Genomic DNA, 18,791 nt, shown 5'->3' with positions numbered 1-18,791 from the left:
TTATGAATAAAAAATGTACCAACTAATTATCCATATATATAAAACTGATATCCATTTACTTTCATAAATAGAGATTTTATAATTTAATTAAGAATTAACTAATCGTATAGGTTTCTGAAAATTAAAGCAAATCTAAAGCAGCAGGAGAAGAAATAGGTGGGATTTTGAAAACGTTTTTATAGGGGGTCTTCGATGAACAACAAAATGATCATTATTTTCTCGGCAGTCGCGTTGATGCTTACGGCGTGCGCCAGTGGGGGAACACAAGCCGATAATAAGCAAGAGAGGACACGGACAGACTTGGCTCAGGTAGTGAATACGCCTGCAGAGATAAGCTTTTACATGTGGTCTATGTCACAGAACGAATTTGATTATATTGCCCAGCAAACCAAGACCAAATTTCCTAACTATACTTTGAAAGCGGTTTCGAGCACGGGAACAGGTGGTGTAACCATCGATACGCTGGTTGCTTCAGGAGAGATGCCGGATTTGTTCGTCGGACGCGGAGTAGCTACTCCGGATCTGCAAAGGACCGGCTTGCTTTACGATGTAAGCGAGCTGATAAAGAAATACAGTTTCGATACGTCGGACATTGATCCTATGGCTTTTGAAATGATGAAAAATGAGACAGGAGGCATTATTGGAGGTATACCGCTTAGCGGCACGAGCGGAGGGACGATGCATTACAATAAGGATCTGTTCGATAAGTTCGGAGTTCCTTATCCTAAAGACGGCATGACTTGGGATGAGGTTTACGAGCTTGCTAAGCTCATGACCCGAGCCGAGGGAGGCATTCAATATCGCGGATTTTCCGATCGCTGGATGGAAACCTTTTTCACCCAGAATCCGTTTGGAGAACCTATTCTCAGTTTGACGGAAGATAAGGCGGCGGTGAATACGGAAACATGGAAAAAAATCGGCGAGAACTGGAAGCGGTTTTATACTCTTCCCGGTCTGAAATTCGATTCCACAACAATTAATAAAGATTTGGATTGGAAAGAGTTTATTAATGGACACTCAGCGATGACGACGTTTGTATCCAGGAATTTTATGGATTGGGACTTCAAGTGGGATATCGTCAGCATGCCTACATACAAGGAGCTGCCGGGAATCGGGCGGTTATCCGATTTCCGCAATATCTATATAACGAGCAGCAGTAAAAATAAGGACGCTGCATTTCAGGTTGCGGCATGGCTTGCTTCAGACGATATGCAGGCCAAGCTCGCTGCGGATTTGGCTGTATTTCCGGTCTTGAAAAACGATGAAATCAAAAAAATGTTTATGAAAAACGATCCGATGTATAAGGACAAAAATATAAAGGCAGCCTCCTTTAATAAAGTGGGACCGGCCATGCCTGGCCGTAAGCCGGGATTAACGAATGTCAAGGCCGAGAACATGTTCATGAAAGAGCTGCAGAAGGCTATCGTGGAAAGCAAAGATTTGAATACCGTGCTGCGCAGCGCCGAAGAGGTGATCAACAAAGCGATTGCTGCCGAGAAAGCGAAGTAAGCCGGCATGTAGAGCATCTTTCAAGAACAGCATTCCCTGCTATGTGGGGGGATGCTGTTCTGTGCTATGATAGCAGTATTAACTTGCTTCATCTTGGGAGATGAGATAGGTGCATGATCAGTATTTTGAGCGATTTTTTCCTAAAATGATTGAGGTGCTTCTTCGGGGGGAGTTATTTTGGAAACAAAGAAAGTACAGGTTTGAGCTTAAGCAAACCAGCATTTATAATTTTATTTGTGTCATTGGAGGGAAGGGCACCTTTGAAATGAATGGTACGGAATGGACCTTGAATCCAGGTACGATTCTGCATATGGCTCCTGATGAGCATATCGTATTATCGAGCTCACAGGAAGATCCTTTGACGTATTATAGCGTCCATTTCCTTTATTATCCCATAGAATGGGAAGGGAACCAGGTCAAGCTGGGCCAATACGGTGCTCCATTGCCGTTCGATCGTGTATTTCCGTTCTATGCGGATCTGGCAGAACTGGAAAGGCGGCTTAAGCAGCTATATGAGCTGTGGAACGATAAGAACACGAGTACGGAATGGACCGTCAGACTTCACTTCTTGACACTGCTTAAATGGGTGAGCGAAGTGTTGAGCTATAAGCTTCACAATGAAGATGAGACGGCTCGACTCATAGCTGATTCGATGAAGTACATTCAGGAGCATTATCAATCTTCTTTAGAACGCGATAAGCTCGCCTTTATGGCGTCACTATCGTCTAGCTACTATTCGATTCTGTTCAAAAAATATTCCGGTTACACGCCGATCGAGTTTATTAACAAGGTCAGGCTGGATAAAGCGAAGCAGCTGCTCCGTTCCACCAATGAACCCATTTCGAAAATTGCAAGAGATGTGGGCTATCAAGATCCGCTTTATTTCACAAGACTCTTTGCAAGAGAAGTCGGAATGGCTCCCCGTATGTACCGCAAATCATGATAAACCAGTAGGGAATCAAATACTAATTTTCCCATATGTTCCCTAGCCTAGACCTTGAGTTGAATGGTATCCCGATCGCCAATAATATAGCGGTGACCAACATTAACAGTAATAGGACAGGGTAGATCCCTGTCCTATTACTGTTAATTATGTTATGAGAACCGTTGAATTGTTACCACTCTTTTTCTTATCCAATGTGCGGTTACACCTCGATAATAAAAACCCGGTTCAACGGTATAAGTTAAAGTGTTCGTGAATTGATCCATCCTCCCTATAACTTTGTGAAGTACCCATGTCCACTAGCCGAATAAAGTTATTCATCAGGACGATATTTCTCTTAAGGAATCTGAACTTTGAAGAATTGGTGTTTAAACTAGTCGGACTGATGACTTATCATACCCGATCTGGCGGCGTCAAACTTATTTTTCGTGCCCATATCTCAACTCTTAATTTCGTAATCCAGTAAGTGTAAAGCGAATGATATAATAGTGGCAAAGCAGCTATTCTTACATTATTTTACGATGCTGGAGGGATATGCATGGAACGGTTGTATTTACTGCAGTACGAGTATTTAAAAAGCGCTCCGGTTCCGGAAGGTCACTTTCAATCCCATGATAACTATGAATTTTTTTATTTTCATGAGGGCAAAGGAAATTATTTGATTGGTGATAAAATTCACGTGTTAATGCCGGGAACGCTCATCGTCATGCATGGTTTGACACTGCATATGCCTAAAAGCTTTGATGGTTATCCTTATATCCGAACCCTTCTTAATTTTGACCCGGGTTACTTTCGTGCGGCATCAGATCATATGTTTGCTGTCAATCCACTGGAGCCATTCGAGAGACTCGGTAACTATAAAATACAGCTCCATGAAGCCCAGAGAGCTGAATTTGAAGAGCTTCTATGCAAAATGAACCGTCTATACTGCACAACAGATGCCGTCTCGCAAGAGAGGTTCCGCGTGGTCTGTCTAGAAGCATTACTATTCATCTGCCAAGTTCTAATGAAATTGGTAGAGGTGGAAGTGAGCTTCCCCTCGGAAAAAGAACAGCATGTACAGAACGCACTGACCTATATTGAAAAGAACTATATGACGGATATTTGTCTCGATCAATTGGAAGAATCCTTGCATATCAACAAGTATTATTTAGTGCGTATTTTTCGTGAGACTACGGGTATGACCATGTTTCACTATATTTACAAGAGGAGAATTAATCAGGCCAAAATTTTATTTTTGCTTGAACCGGAAAAATCCGTGACCGATATTTGCTATATCATTGGATTCAAAAACCATTCTCATTTCAGTAAAGTATTCAAGCAATGGGAGGGTAAGACACCGGATCAATACCGCCGACTATTAAAAAGTCAATTATAGAACAATTTCATATCAAACCTGGTCAATGGGAAAGTAACTTAAGCCCTTCATCTCCTGTTACACTATGTAATATCAACTGCAGTTGAAATCGCTTTCAGTCATTGGAGAGGTGAAGCCATTTGCTAGTACTGACAGGTTTTGCAGATGAGATCTCTGGTCAATTGGAAGAACAGTTGGACGTTCTTGCAGCCGAAGGAATTTCCCATTTGGAACTACGAGGCGTTTATGGCAAGAACGTCATGGATTTAACCGAAGATGAATTAACCCAGTTGAAAGCATCGCTCGATGAGAAAGGCATAGGTGTATCGTCCATCGGCTCCCCGATTGGCAAATACCCGATACAGGATCCGTTCGATAAGGAGCTTGAGAAAATACAGCGTGCTCTAGCTATCGCTAAGAAGCTGGGCACACGCTATATCCGGGTGTTCTCTTATTTTATTCCACCCAATGAATCGCATGAGAACTACCGGGACGAAGTGTTTTCCCGTATGAAGCAGCTAGCTGAACGTGCCGAACAGGAAGGCATTACATTGCTTTTGGAAAATGAAAGCGGTGTCTATGGCAATACAGACGAACGCTGTTTAGAAATATTACAGCATTGTGGTTCATCAAGCCTACGGTTGGCCTTCGATCCGGGAAACTTCGTAATGAACGAGATCATGCCGATGTGTGAGGCTTACCCGCTGCTATCCTCTTACCTTGAATATGTACATATTAAAGATGCCGACAGACAAGCGCGGATATTTGTCCCGGCAGGAGACGGGGACGGCGAGTTCCCTTTATTCGTGAAGGCACTGAAGGAGCGGGAGTTCTCGGGATTTTTGTCAATTGAACCGCATTTGCACAAGGCGTTTCCTGAGCATAGCGGACCAGAGCGCTTTAAGATTGCTGTTCAGGCCTTGAAAAAGCTGCTGCAAAAGGAAGGCTTGGCTTGGTCCTAAAATAGGGAGGGACGACAGATGAGTACTTCAAAGATAAAAGTAGGTTTGGTTGGTTTGGGTAATATTGGTAAAACCCATATCCGAAATATTAAAGCCATTGAGCAGATAGAACTGGTAGGCGTGTGTGATCTCGTGGTTGAAAAAGCAGACCGAGTGGCATCGGAGTGCGGAACGACTGCCTATTACGATCATAAGGAGTTATTTAAGCATTCCGGTTTGCAAGCTGTCATTATTGCGGTACCGCATTATAGTCATCCAACGATCGCTATCGATGCTTTCGAATACGGCATCCATGTGCTTTGTGAAAAGCCATTGGCGGTTCATGTAAATGATGCGCGGCGAACTATCGCGGCTTATGCCAAAGCCAAGCAGCAATACCCTGAGCTAGTGTTCGGTATGATGTTCCAGGAACGAACACTTCCTTTTTACAAGAAAATTAAAGAAATAGTAGATAGCGGTAAGCTTGGACAGCTGACTAGAGCATCGTGGATTAATACGGCTTGGTTTCGTTCGCAGGCTTACTACGATAGCGGTGACTGGCGTGCAACCTGGGCTGGAGAAGGCGGCGGTATCTTGACGAACCAATGCCCACACAACCTTGATTTTTATCAATGGGTGTTTGGAGTGCCGGCCAAGATCAGCGGACATGCTCACATCGGCAAGTATCATCATATTGAAGTAGAGGATGAGGTTACAGCCTATTTCGAGCATGAGAACGGCATGATCGGTCATTTTATAGTGACCACGGCGGAATCCCCAGGAGTCAATCGTCTAGAAATTGTGGGAGAGAACGGCCGGCTCGTTTACGAAAAAGATAAGCTGCTGCTGTACCTCAACCAAATTTCTATGCTTCAGCATTTGAGAGAAACGACACAAGGATTCGGCAATGTGGAGTGTGAGGAAACCGAGATCGAAGTGGATACAGACGTACCGTCAGGACATAAGGTTGTGACAGAGAAATTCATCAGCAGGATTGTTACAGGAACAGGGGAATTGGTTGCTGAGGGGACAGAGGGAATCCATTCGGTCACCATTGCCAATGGCATTATGCTTTCTTCCTTCACCAAGCAAATGGTGGAGGTGCCCTTTGACTCAGATCAATATGAAGAGCTATTGAAGGAACTCATATCGTCTTCAAAGTTCTATAAAGAGGCATCTATTGCAATAGAAGAGGATATAACACAATCGTTCTCCAAATAACAGACTGCATGATCTGAGGAAGCTGGCTGCTGTGTATCCGGGTATATAACGGCGCAGCAGCTAATGACTACTTCATTTGCGTTTCAAAACAAAGGAGGAATAGCCTATGCAAATCGTGTTAAAAAATATAACCGTAGTCATTGCATCCTTGGTGCTAGCGATCTCAACGGCAGGCTGCAGTTCCCTCGGTGTGAAGGAAGAAGCTCAACCTTCTGCCAAACCGGCCGGAACAGGAGCGGACGCACCTGCCGGGGGTAAGCCCATTAAGCTGCGTGTCATGTGGTGGGGCTCACAAGCAAGGCATGATGCAACGCTAAAGATATTGGATCTTTATTCAAAAAAGAATCCTAATGTGACCTTTGAAACGCAATACCAAGGTTTTGACGGTTATTTGGACAAGCTGACGACCCAGGCTGCTGCCAAAAACGCTCCGGATATTATACAAATGGATGCCGCTTGGCTTGCCGACTGGAACGGTAGAGGTCAGCTTGCGGACTTGTCCTCCGGTATCAACACCAAGGACATTGATCCTAGCTTATTGGATACCGGGAAGTATAAAGGCAAATTGACGGCTGTACCGTTAGGCAACAATGCGTGGGGCATGATATATGATAAAGCCGCGCTAGAGAAGTTAGGAGTTGCTGCGCCGAAGGACGGCTATACATGGGATGATTTCTTCAAGCTGGTAGAAGAGATCAAGCCGAAGCTCGGTAAGGGGCAGTATGTCATCAAGGACGGTACAACCGATACAACCCAATATGCAGCGTTCCAGTTGAGCAAAGGAAAGGGCTGGCCTGTTACATTGGAAGGCAAGTTTAATTACGACAAAGAAACATGGCTCGAATGGACGAAAAAATTTGCTCAGTTAAGAAAAGCCGGCGTCGTGCCGCCGCCAGATGTACAGTTGGCCGATAAGGACTTAGATCCGACCGCCGATATGCTGATTAACGGCAATTTATTGTTTAAAGGATTGCATGCTGCACAGGTATCCGCGTATGAAGAATTAAAGCCCGGTGCGATCGGTGTGGCGGCAATGCCTAAAGCAGCACAAGGGGGCGGATGGCTGAAAGCAACTTTTTACTTCAGTATCGGTCAGGATTCTCCTTATAAAGAGGAATCGAAGAAATTTATAGACTGGTTCATTAATGATCCCGAAGCAGGAACAATCGGGGGCACCACGCGAGGCGTTCCGATTACGAATAAAATCGTGTCGCTGCTGCAGCCGAAATTTAGCCTTGGAGACAAGCTGACAGTGGAAATGATTAATAAAACTGCTGTGAATTCGCAAGTATTCAATCCGGGTGCACCAGGCTGGGCGGATTTCGGTAAAGATGAAAAGGATATCAGGGAACGGTTAATGTTTGAGAAAATCACACCGGAGCAAGCTTATGACGAGTTGGTGAAGGCTGGCAAGAAATACGAGAAATAACCTCAGCAGAACGGAGCTGATAGGATGAATCAAGAATCTGTGATGGCCGTTAGCAAATCCTCAAATAAAGTAAAGAAATCCAAATTACATAATCATTCGTATTCGCCTTTGGCAGGTTACTTGTTCATTTCTCCATGGTTGATTGGTTTTGCTATATTAACCGTGTGGCCTATGATTCAATCATTTTACTACACGTTTACGGATTTCTCGCTTCTCAGTCCACCGAGGTGGATAGGGATGCAGAACTTCAAGGAGATATCGGAGGATCGTTTTTTCTACAATTCTTTGAAGGTAACCTTTACTTTCGTATTGACCTCCGTTCCGGCCAGGCTTATCTTTGCACTACTTGTCGCTATGCTGCTCAACAAAAAAATGAAGGGCATCGGTTTCTACCGAACTATTATTTACTTGCCTTCTCTCATTGGAGGCAGTGTTGCGGTGGCTGTGTTATGGAAAAATATTTTCGGGATTAATGGCTTTATCAATCACATTGTTCCATTGTTCGGTATCGACCCTAAAAACTGGATCGGAACACCGGGAACCGCACTAGGTACACTGGTCGCTTTGAGCGTGTGGCAGTTTGGCTCTGCGATGATCATTTTTTTGGCGGGGCTGAAGCAAGTTCCGAATGAACTCTATGAAGCATCATCTGTGGATGGCGCGTCTAAGCTTCGGCAGTTTTTTACCGTGACGCTTCCTCTATTGTCACCCGTTATCTTTTTCAATCTGATTATGGGTGTCATTAACTCATTCCAGTCATTTACTGCAGCATTCATTGTGACGAACGGCGGCCCTCTTAATTCTACGGAAATGTATGCTTTGTACTTGTACCAAAAGGCTTTCGCGACGCTTCATATGGGCTATGCCTCTGCGTTAGCCTGGATACTGCTGGTCATTGTGGCGATCGCGACCGCAATCAATTTTATAGCCTCCAAGTATTGGGTGTTCTACGAGAATGAGCCGGGAGGGAATCGATGAGGACGTTAACCTCGAGCAAGCCGCTCACCCATATGCTGCTGCTGATTTTTAGTGCGATTATGTTTTATCCGGTGCTCTGGTGGATCGGTGCATCGTTCAAGACCAACACAGAGCTTAGCTCTCCTGGGATATTTCCCAGCACTTTTCAATGGAGCAACTTCTCGGACGGCTGGGTAGCGCTTCCCAAGTATACCTTTACTTATTTTTATATAAACAGCATACAGCTGACTCTTTCGACGACAATATTAACGGTGATTTCAAGCAGCTTGGTTGCTTTCGGCTTCGGAAGATTGAATTTTCCACTCAAAAAAATGTGGTTTTCGCTGCTACTTCTGACGATCATGCTGCCAAGTCAGGTGACATTAATTCCGCAATACACTATGTTTCATAAATTTAACTGGATCAACACCTACCTTCCATTTATCGTACCTAGCGCGATGGGCGGAGCCTTCTTCATCTTCTTGCTGATTCAATTTATAAGGGGCATTCCCGGTGAGTTGGATGAATCGGCCAAAATAGACGGCTGTACTTGGTTTGGAATTTATTGGCGCATTGTTATGCCTTTAATGAAGCCTGCTCTAATTACCGTCATGATCTTTTCGTTCCTATGGCACTGGGAAGATTATTTCGGTCCGCTTATCTATTTGAATTCAGTTGATAAATTCACCGTACCCCTTGCCTTACGGATGTTCATAGACACTCAGTCAGCGGTTTCCTGGGGGCAAGTGTTGGCCATGTCGCTTTTATCGATTATCCCTCAAATCCTATTATTCTTTGCAGCCCAACGCTATTTCGTGGATGGAATAGCCACTTCAGGGCTTAAGGGATAGAGAAACATAACACAATGAGAAGAACCAGTTGCCGGTACAGCTGGTTTTTTTCCTTTCAGAATGGTAAAGGAGATGTGAAATACGATGCGAGAGCCTAAGCCTTACTGGCGAGATGTCCCCAAAGAATTACGCGAACAAATTGAAGATAAAATGGCAAGCCCTATACGTAGGGCCTCTCGTGTATTTGGGGGCTACGGACCCACTGCAACCTTCCGATTGTTCCTAGAGGATGGTAGAACTTTATTTGCCAAGGGAGCCGGGAAAGATTCTATTGCTGAAAATTGGAGAGTGCTTCCGTTGGAAGAAGCCATGTATCGTAATGTCACTGCGATTACCCCAATTTCTCCTCGTTATTATGGGTCCGTTAGTGTTGATGGATGGCATCTTTTATTATTGGAAGATTTAAGACAGGTAAAGAAGGTTCCTCCTTGGTCTAAGGCATTGGCTTTGCAAGCAATGAGAGACATAGCAGCTTTTCACATAAGAGGAATTTCTGAAATGGATAAGGTTGAAGCCATGTCTGGCAAAGGTGTAACCGATAATTGGCTTACCATAAAAAATAACATGGAGGAAAGAAATTATTTTCTTGGACTGTTCCAGGACAATGAGAAAGAAGCAGAGGCTTGGCTTGATGCGGTTATTGACACGTTAATACCCATAGAAGAGGAGCTAATGCGTTCAGACCAACCTTGGGGGCTAATCCATAAAGACATACGCTCGGATAATCTTTGTTTCCGAAACGATGCTCTGGTGCTGTTTGATTGGGCATTGGCATGCAGGGGACCCTTAATATTCGACATTGGTTTCTTCTTTCCCAGTATTGAGGGGGAGGGCGGATCTCCTGCAGAATGTTTATTACCTGAATATAGAAAAGAAATGGCTGCTCACGGTATTGATTTCCCCCCATTCGCCGAACAAGCTGTGGCCGTTGCTACAGCGGGATTTTTCGCAACCAGAGCCGGGAAGCCTCCAATCCCCGTGCTTCCACGGCTCAGATACATTCAACGGTTACAATTGGGACCCGCTCTACGCTGGTCGTCTAATCTTCTAGGGCTCCCGTATCCTCCTGCATTAAAGTTTATTTGATTGATAAAAACGTTACATACACGTGACACTTTTAGTTAAACATCATTATTGAAAAGGAGCCGCTGTGGTGAGCTGCTGAAAGCAAACCTTGAACTCGGTGGCTTTCACAATCGACACAAGTAGTGCAAAGATGAAAAGATCGAGTTTAGGAGGCAGCTATATCCTAGACTCGGTCTTTTTGCACAAAAAGTTTGCCGCGGTAAAATGGAAGCATCAACTTTCCCATTTTTCAAACATATGAGTTAAGTGAAGATTGCACATCAGGCTTATTATACAAATTACATCGGTTCGTGTTCATATTGTCATAAAATTCGACAACACAGGTAAAGACCTCGAAGACCTAATCTCGATCGGAACCATCGGTTTGATTAAAGTCATCGAACCCGACGAAGAGGTAACAAAACTTCACAAAAGTGTAAGCGGCCTGCCCAAATGGCAGACCTCTATAACGTTATGAAAGCAGGTTGAGAATGGGACAACCTTTTTTGACTTGTAGATAAAAATGTAAATTATCTGGAAATGATAATCGGGTACAATAAAAAAATGATTATCCTTTCACAATTAACTGCGACCACTATGATAAACTTTTGCTATGGAGTAGTAGATTGGAAAGTAAGTTGGGAGAGGTTATTCAAAAAAGACTAAAGAAGTACGAGGCGGAAGCTACACTTTAGTTTTAAAGAGATGTTAAAATATTAGTGAGTTGTTCGATCGAAAAGAAGGAGTCCCGCACACTTAATCCATTTATCGAGGGAGTGATTGCTATTTCACTTATTTATCGGTTTACGAATCAATCAATTCGTTTCAAGCTCATAGTAGGTTTGTCGGTATTTGTCGTTCCTCTCTTGGCGCTGTTAATTTTTCATAGCTTCTATGCTATCCGGGTTGTAAGTGATCAAGTGGCAAAATCGAACGAGAATATAACGATGTTGTATATGGATCAGATCGATCGTACTTTACAGGAAATGGATACTTATCTAAGTATGACCGCCGCGTTTGAAAGTGATTTACTTCAGCTTGGTTTTCCGGAGCAAGACGCTCGGGACCAATATCAATTTGCCAAAATTAATTTGTTTAATAAGATGGAAAATGATTATACCCAATATAAGTTTGTTGACTTAATGTTCGTTTACTCAGCTGTTAATCATGATATTATAACGAATGCCCCTCCTGCCATTGCTTCCGGGGATTTAAAGAAGAGGAAGCTTTGGTTAAGCGAGCTATTGCAAGATGAGAACCAGGTACTTACATATGGTAATAAACGATGGTTTGTTCATCAGTCGGGTGATCAGTACTATCTCGTTATTATTAAAAGTATTGGAAACGTATACATTGGCGCTACTGTAGAAGCCTCCAAGCTCATGGTACCGCTCAATTTATTAGAGCTAGGAGAGGATGGAAAGGCGATACTTGTGAGCGATAAGGACGAACTAATGACAGTAAGTCAAGAGAATGCTGCGGACATCGCCTTGTTGACGGACGAAGGGCTCAAAGAGCATTCAGAGGAATATTTGCAAGTACGCAAGCATTCTAGCCAAGGAGATTTTTCGTTGCTGATTCTACTGCCTTATCGAACGATTTTGGAGAATTTGCCTGCACTCCGTTCGATGTCTGCACTGATCGTACTGGGTTCTGTTATTCTTTTTCCTATATTTTACATGTATTTGAGAAATATCATTCTTGTCCCTATGAACCGGATTATGAATGTCATGCGGAGAGTAAGAGACGGCAATTTAGAACATCGTGTGGAAAAATACCCGGTATCCTATGAATTTGGATTGATGAATGAAGTGTTTAATACGATGGTTTCTCAAATCAAGGAGCTGAAGATTAGTGTGTACGAAGAGCAGCTGTTATCCCAGCGCGCAGAGCTGAAGCATCTGCAGCTGCAAATTAACCCCCACTTCTTTTTGAATGCACTTAATACGATTTACAATATGGCTCAGATGAAAAATTACCCGTTTATTCTGGAAATGTCCAGCTATATGATTCAATACATGCGCTTTATGTTCCAAACCAATCTAAAGTTTGTATCGCTAAAGGACGAGTTGACGCATACACAAAACTATTTACGTATACAAGCCATGAGATTTCAGGATGGTTTCACTTATGACATTACTGAACCAGAATACGGATCGAAAGTACAGGTTCCGCCGCTCCTGATCCAGACCTTTGTAGAGAACACAATCAAGCATGCCATTACAATGGACGAACCAATTAAAATAACGATCGATATACAACTGTATGAGGAAGAACAGCCTTACTTGAGAATTGTGATTAAGGACACAGGACGAGGCTTCCCCGAGGAGGTTCTTGAGCAAATGGATAGGGGGAACCCCATCGTTAGTAATGAGCGAGAACATATTGGAATATGGAATATTAGGCGGAGGCTTAAATTGCTATATCACGAAGAGGCACGAGTTGACTTAATCAATGTAAAGCATGGGGGAGCCCAAATTGAAATTCATGTCCCTGCTTATTGAGGAGCTGAACTCGGCATTTTGCAATCTTTTTTTACTAATCCATTGGTGACTGGGGAGGGGCAATATGTTTCACTTGCTAATTGTTGATGATGAAATGCACGCGGTAAAAATGATAGAGTCCTGTATCGACTGGGAGCAGTTGTCCATTAGTCATATCCATGTCGCGTATAACATTAGACAAGCCCAAAAAATGTATGAGCAGTTCTCGATCGATTTGATGATATGTGATATCGAAATGCCTCAGGGAAGTGGAATCGATTTGTTATCCTGGGTACGGGACTACTATCCGGATAGCGAGTCTGTTTTTTTAACCTGTCATTCCGATTTTCATTATGCTAAAAAGGCAGTGGCACTCGGGAGTCTGGATTATTTGCTCAAGCCGGTCCAATTTGACGAATTAAAGCAGGTTGTACAGAGAGGATTATCTAAAGTAATGGAACGCAAGCAACAGCAGGACATCCAAGAAAAAAGCCAGTATTATACGGAACTGTGGAAAACACAGCAGCCGCTTGTTTTGGAACGGTTTTGGCAAGATGTATTTCATCAGCGAATATCCACATATCCAGCTAGTATTTATGAGACTATCCGAACAAATCATCTGCCGATTGATGAACAGGACCAATTTATTCCTATCTTGATCTCGATTCAGCGGTGGACCCATAAATTCACACTCCGTGAAGAGCGAATGATGGAGTATGCTTTGCAGAATACCGCGGAATACTCGATCTTGCACGGTTCACGGAGCAGACAAATTACGTGGGTAACCGCAGATATGCTCCTTGTGATTGTGCCAGTGGACGAACAGCAGCAGCTCGGAAAGAGTGAGCTTGTTCATGAATGTGAAACCTATATGTCCTCATGTACACAATACTTCGGGTGTGAATTGAGCTGCTATGTGGGTGAAAGAGGTCAAGTGACGTCCTTAGCCAAGCAATTTGAGGGCCTGCTGGAGTTGAGGAAAAATAATATCAGTCCTACGAATAAGGTCATCTTCTACAATGATTGTAGTCAAAATTCCGACGAGGTAGACATCATTGAAATGAATGTATGGTTGGAACTATTAAAGCGGGGAGCGTACCATTCCATACTCGCTGGAACCGATCAATACCTGACTACACTTATGAATAGGGAGCAATTGTCAGCGCAGGTGCTCCAGAAGTTTTTGCAAAGCTTTCTTCAAATTATGTATCATTTCATCCAATCGAAAGGCTTATTATCCTATCAAGTGTTAGGGGAGCTAACGTCGACGGAACAGCTATCCCAAGCAGTCCGCTCTGTGACCGATTTGAAAACATGGGTCAGACAAACCTTGGAGCTCACCATAGTAAGCTGCCGCACGGAGCATACCTTGATGTCCAAAATAAAAGGATATGTGATGCAGCACCTGGATCAGCCCATTTCCAGAGAGGACATTGCCAAATATGTCAGCCTGCACCCGGATTACTTATCCAGATGGTATAAGAAGGAGACGCAAAAATCCATTATGGAGTACATCACAGAGGAAAAGGTAAGGGTGGCGAAGGAAATGCTGCTGACGACAGATATGTCGGTCAGTGATATTGCGATGAGCGTAGGATACAGTAACTTTTCCTATTTCTCTAAAGTGTTTAAGCACGCTGTAAGCATGAATCCCAACGAGTATCGCAAAACAAAAGGTCAGAAAAGTGCTACGAATAAGTCAGTATAGTAGTGGTTCAGAGGCTGCTGCCCGGCTTACAATGAATTTAGTAAAGCGCTTACTAAATTATGCTGGAGGGAGGCCGTCATGACCGCACTACGAAGCAGCTTGAGCATGAGAAAGCATCAAAAGTTTATGGCACTCTACTTAATGTTATTACCTGGTGTTATTTACTTGATCATTAACAATTACATTCCTATGCTCGGCATTGTTATTGCTTTTAAAGACGTGAATTTTGCGCAAGGGATTCTCGGAAGTGACTGGGTAGGGTTCAAAAATTTCGAATATTTATTCAAAACAGAAGATGCTTTTATTATTACGAGAAACACTATTCTGTATAACATTGTATTTATAGTCCTGAATCTTGTTGTTGCTGTTGCGCTAGCTATATTGTTAAACGAATTAAAGAACAAGTTTGTGCTTCGCTTCTATCAAAGCGCTATATTACTGCCTCACTTAATGTCTTCCGTTATCATTGGTTACTTGGTGTATTCATTGCTCAGTATGGAAAGCGGGTTGATGAATAATACCATCCTTCCACTATTCGGGCTGGAAGGGATCATGTGGTATAGCGATCCGAAATATTGGCCCTTTATTCTAACCTTTGTGAAGGTGTGGAATACAGCAGGATATTTATGCATCGTGTACTTTGCTGCGGTAGTGGGTATCGATCAAGAATACTATGAAGCAGCAACTCTGGATGGGGCCAACAAATTGCAGCAAATTTTGAAAATAACCATTCCGGCCATTACTCCTGTAATTATCGTTATGACCTTGCTTCAAATCGGTCGGATTTTTTACTCGGACTTCGGTTTATTTTATCAGGTTCCTCTAGACTCGGGAGTACTGATGCCTACCACGAATGTGATTGACACCTATGTCTATCGAGCCTTGTTGAAAAGCGGGGATATCGGCATGGCGTCGGCAGCGGGGGTTTACCAGTCTATCGTTGGTTTCATCATTATTATGATAGCGAACTATGCTGTCAAAAGAATCAATCCGGATAACTCCCTATTCTAGAAAGGAAACAGCAGCCATGAAGTCTAACCCAGTTGAGCAGTGGATTATTAATGTGATCTTTATCGCCGTCACCCTCTTTTGTTTAATTCCGTTTATTTTGCTTATCACATCATCCATTACCAGCGAAACCGAAATCGTGAAGAATGGTTATTCCTTAATACCGGCAGAGCTAAGCTTCGAAAGCTATATGTATTTGTTCAAGGATCCTACGGTGATTGTTCGCGCTTATGGGATATCCATTCTGGTTACAATCGTAGGTACGCTTTCCAGCTTGATCATTATGACTTTGCTGGCATATCCGCTGTCCCGTAAGGAAATGCCCATGCGAAATTTCTTAGCCTTCTTTGTTTTTTTCACGATGCTGTTCAATGGCGGACTGGTGCCTACTTATCTGATGTACACCAATCTGTTTAATATGAAAAATACGATATGGGCATTAATAGTGCCCGGAGCCCTTGTCAACGCCTTCTTCGTCATTTTAATTCGAACCTTCTTTTCTATGAATGTTCCGAAGGAAGTCATTGAGTCCGCTTATATGGATGGTGCCGGTGAGTTCAAAATTTTTACACGTATTGTCATTCCTTTATCTACTCCAGTATTAGGTGCAGTTGGCCTATTCCAGTTGATTCACTATTGGAATGACTGGTTTAACGGCCTGATCTACATTACGGATGAAAGGCTGTACAGCATCCAGGTATTACTGAATACGATTTTGCTTAATGCACAATATTTATTGAATAACGTACAGTTTTCGGACGATTTAGGGCAGACGGGTCAAATTCCGGGCAATGGATTGAAAATGGCGATTGCTGCGATCGGCGTCATTCCCATTTTAATTACATATCCTTTTTTTCAAAAATACTTCGCTAAGGGACTTACAGTTGGTGCAGTAAAGGGATGAATCCATTGCTGTTAAACGTTGTTAGCCTATTAAAATAACATAGGAGGGGCAAGTCATGCGAAGTCGGTTTCAATCTATCCTAGTTGCCGTGTTACTGCTTACATTGCTTGCAGGCTGCAGCACTGCGGCACCTGCATCACAAGATTCCAATAAAAAAGATGGGAATGTCGGTAAGCCGCCTCCATACGAAGTCAAGCTCGTATTTTACAGTTCACCACAAAAAGATTTAAAGCTGATAGAAGAGGAAATGAGTAAAATTACGCTCGAAAAAATTAACGCAACCGTCAAGCTGGAAAGAATTGAGCCTGCTGCTTGGGATCAGCAAACGATTCTAATGTTGACCGGCCCTGAACAGGTAGACCTTATTGTTACCGGCAATCAGTCCTTTTGGAGACAGGTAGCACAAAAGCAACTGCTTCCTCTGGATGAACTGGTCAAGAAATACGGCCAAGATATTATGAAAGCATTTGAGCCTGAAATATTGAATGCCGCCAAGGTAGACGGGATTTTGTACGGCGTACCGACCATTCGAGATTTCGCATCCAATGTAAACGTATACATGAGAAAGGATCTGCTAGACAAGTATCATTTGGACTTAAGCACCGTTAAAGCGCTCGACGACTTGGATCCATACTTTGCAGCTATCAAGAAAAATGAACCCACTATTACTCCTTTAGTCAAATCGGTTGCACCAAAGCCGATTATCAATCGTGTCATTGATAACCAATGGGATGTACTAGGAGATTCTGTGGGCGTATTGGAAAATCTCGATAGTCTTAAGGTCGTAAATCTGTATGAAACCCCAGAATACGAGAAGCTCATTAATACGGTTCGACGCTGGTATGAAGCCGGATATATCAGCAAGGATGTTGCGACAAGTAAGGATGCGGCAGCAGAATTAATTAAAGCCAAGACAGCCTTCGGCTCCATTCAGAAGGGCAAACCAGGAGCACATGCACAAATCGAAAGCAGAGTAAACTTGAAGCTGGAGTCTGTCGATATTGGCCGTCAAATTACAAGTACGACTAACGTCACAGCCGCCATGCTTGGAATTCCCAAAAACTCAAAGGATCCTCAGCGTGCCATGATGTTCTTGAATTTGCTGTATTCCGACGCCAAGCTAATGAATCTGATCTCTTGGGGCATTGAAGGTAAACATTATGTGAAAATAAATGATAAACAAATCGACTTTCCGCCCGGTATAGACGCAAGCAACAGCGGATATAACAGTCGTCAGGGCTGGATGTTCGGCAATCAGCTGCTCACCTATACCTGGAGTACCGATAGTCCCAGCCTGTGGGAGGATATGGATAAATTCAACCGCGAATCCAAGAAATCCATTGCGTTAGGGTTTAACTATAATCCTGCACCTGTAAAAACCGAGCTTGCTGCGATCACCAATGTGGTTCGTCAATATCAGGACGGTCTGGAAAATGGCAGCTTGGATCCGAAGGTAAATTTGCCTAAATTTAATGCAGCGCTCCATGCAGCGGGAATAGATAAAGTCATTGCGGAGAAGCAGAAACAGCTGGACGAGTGGGCTGCAAAAAACAAGTAACCAGGAGGATGTATCCATGAAACTATCAATTGGCGGATATTCATTTTACAACACATTTGCTAACGGAATGATAGACGTATTTGGCTATCTGGAGACGGTTAAGTATCGCTACAATCTTAATGCAGTGGATATGTACAATCGCTTTATCGGAGACAACAGTAAACCATTGCTTGAGCTTGCTGATGAGAGCTATATTCGGAAGGTTCGTCAGGCTCTTGATGAAAAGGAGCTGCAAGTAGTGAACTATGCTGCGGATGCGGCAAGTATTTGGGATGAAGATCCGGACAAACGTGAACTGCTCTATCAAAATGCTTTGAAAAATATTAGGGCCTCTGAGATTTTGGGTGCTAAAACTATACGCATTGATACTGGTGGTGCTTTCTCGAATAATCCTAATGGAGTTTTTGATCAAATGAGTGATGAGCAGTTCGAGCTTATTGTTACAAGGTATCAGGAGTATGCCAAGCTTGCAGCTGATTTTGGCGCTAGGATCGGTCCTGAGAATCATACGGGTCCATCACTGAATCCGCACTTTATGAAAAAAATTGCAGAAGCCGTTGATCATGAGAATTACGGTGTGCTCCTACATGTTGATCGATGGAAAGTGGATCCGGAAGCAGGGGACGCTATGGTAGCACCTTACGCTTATCATATCCACTTTGGCGGAAATACATTGGCCCAAGAGGAAAAGTCTATTGCTATTGCGCAAACCATAATAGACTCCGGCTTCGATGCTTACTGGGCTGTGGAGCATAACGGTCCTGGCAATCAATATATTGAGGTAGAGTGGACGCTCGCCGCAATGAAAAAAGTACTTAAGAACGTCAAGTAAACAATACAACCATTAAGGTTGAACC

At 43.2% G+C, this 18,791-nt stretch carries 15 protein-coding genes; all 15 read left to right on the top strand.

Going from position 1 to position 18,791, the window contains the following annotated elements:
* Positions 1–192: 192 nt before the first annotated feature.
* The 15 genes from QMA13_RS23680 (at position 193) to QMA13_RS23610 (ending at position 18,766) form a co-directional block, all read left to right on the top strand.
* Entirely contained in the window at positions 193–1,509 is a 1,317-nt protein-coding gene (locus QMA13_RS23680) for an ABC transporter substrate-binding protein (RefSeq protein WP_282936199.1), read from the top strand.
* Positions 1,510–1,618: 109 nt separating this feature from the next.
* Positions 1,619–2,452 (top strand): helix-turn-helix domain-containing protein, encoded by an 834-nt coding sequence (locus tag QMA13_RS23675; protein ID WP_282936198.1) that lies wholly within the window; start codon positions 1,619–1,621, stop codon positions 2,450–2,452.
* 538 nt (positions 2,453–2,990) lie between these two features.
* The gene (locus QMA13_RS23670; RefSeq protein WP_282936197.1) at positions 2,991–3,830 is read left to right on the top strand and encodes a helix-turn-helix transcriptional regulator; all 840 of its coding nucleotides are present in this window, start codon (positions 2,991–2,993) and stop codon (positions 3,828–3,830) included.
* Between the two features lie 119 nt (positions 3,831–3,949).
* On the top strand, positions 3,950–4,771 hold the full coding sequence (locus QMA13_RS23665; RefSeq protein ID WP_282936196.1) for a sugar phosphate isomerase/epimerase family protein: 822 nt from the start codon (positions 3,950–3,952) through the stop codon (positions 4,769–4,771).
* An 18-nt stretch (positions 4,772–4,789) separates the two neighbouring features.
* The gene (locus QMA13_RS23660) at positions 4,790–5,971 is read left to right on the top strand and encodes a Gfo/Idh/MocA family protein (RefSeq protein ID WP_282936195.1); all 1,182 of its coding nucleotides are present in this window, start codon (positions 4,790–4,792) and stop codon (positions 5,969–5,971) included.
* Positions 5,972–6,077: 106 nt separating this feature from the next.
* Positions 6,078–7,400 carry an ABC transporter substrate-binding protein gene (locus QMA13_RS23655; RefSeq protein WP_282936194.1) on the top strand — a complete coding sequence of 441 codons (1,323 nt, stop codon included), beginning with the start codon at positions 6,078–6,080 and terminating at the stop codon, positions 7,398–7,400.
* Between the two features lie 24 nt (positions 7,401–7,424).
* Positions 7,425–8,378: a carbohydrate ABC transporter permease gene (locus tag QMA13_RS23650; RefSeq protein ID WP_282936193.1), complete on the top strand. Its 954-nt coding sequence runs from the start codon at positions 7,425–7,427 to the stop codon at positions 8,376–8,378.
* Positions 8,375–9,208 (top strand): carbohydrate ABC transporter permease, encoded by an 834-nt coding sequence (locus tag QMA13_RS23645; RefSeq protein WP_282936192.1) that lies wholly within the window; start codon positions 8,375–8,377, stop codon positions 9,206–9,208. Before QMA13_RS23650 ends, QMA13_RS23645 begins: the two co-directional genes overlap by 4 nt.
* An 84-nt stretch (positions 9,209–9,292) precedes the next feature.
* Positions 9,293–10,294 carry a phosphotransferase gene (locus QMA13_RS23640; protein ID WP_282936191.1) on the top strand — a complete coding sequence of 334 codons (1,002 nt, stop codon included), beginning with the start codon at positions 9,293–9,295 and terminating at the stop codon, positions 10,292–10,294.
* 755 nt (positions 10,295–11,049) lie between these two features.
* On the top strand, positions 11,050–12,777 hold the full coding sequence (locus QMA13_RS23635) for a sensor histidine kinase (protein ID WP_282936190.1): 1,728 nt from the start codon (positions 11,050–11,052) through the stop codon (positions 12,775–12,777).
* Between the two features lie 64 nt (positions 12,778–12,841).
* Positions 12,842–14,464 (top strand): response regulator transcription factor, encoded by a 1,623-nt coding sequence (locus QMA13_RS23630; protein WP_282936189.1) that lies wholly within the window; start codon positions 12,842–12,844, stop codon positions 14,462–14,464.
* 78 nt (positions 14,465–14,542) lie between these two features.
* The gene (locus tag QMA13_RS23625; RefSeq protein WP_282936188.1) at positions 14,543–15,475 is read left to right on the top strand and encodes an ABC transporter permease; all 933 of its coding nucleotides are present in this window, start codon (positions 14,543–14,545) and stop codon (positions 15,473–15,475) included.
* Positions 15,476–15,491: 16 nt separating this feature from the next.
* The gene (locus tag QMA13_RS23620; protein WP_282936187.1) at positions 15,492–16,376 is read left to right on the top strand and encodes a carbohydrate ABC transporter permease; all 885 of its coding nucleotides are present in this window, start codon (positions 15,492–15,494) and stop codon (positions 16,374–16,376) included.
* Positions 16,377–16,431: 55 nt separating this feature from the next.
* Positions 16,432–17,934, top strand: a complete 1,503-nt coding sequence (locus QMA13_RS23615; RefSeq protein WP_282936186.1) for an ABC transporter substrate-binding protein — start codon at positions 16,432–16,434, stop codon at positions 17,932–17,934.
* A gap of 16 nt (positions 17,935–17,950) precedes the next feature.
* Positions 17,951–18,766 (top strand): sugar phosphate isomerase/epimerase family protein, encoded by an 816-nt coding sequence (locus QMA13_RS23610; protein WP_282936185.1) that lies wholly within the window; start codon positions 17,951–17,953, stop codon positions 18,764–18,766.
* The last annotated feature ends 25 nt before the right edge of the window (positions 18,767–18,791 follow it).

Source organism: Paenibacillus sp. RC67 (assembly GCF_030020805.1).
GTDB lineage: Bacteria > Bacillota > Bacilli > Paenibacillales > NBRC-103111 > Paenibacillus_S.
This window is presented reverse-complemented; position numbering and strand designations above follow the sequence as displayed.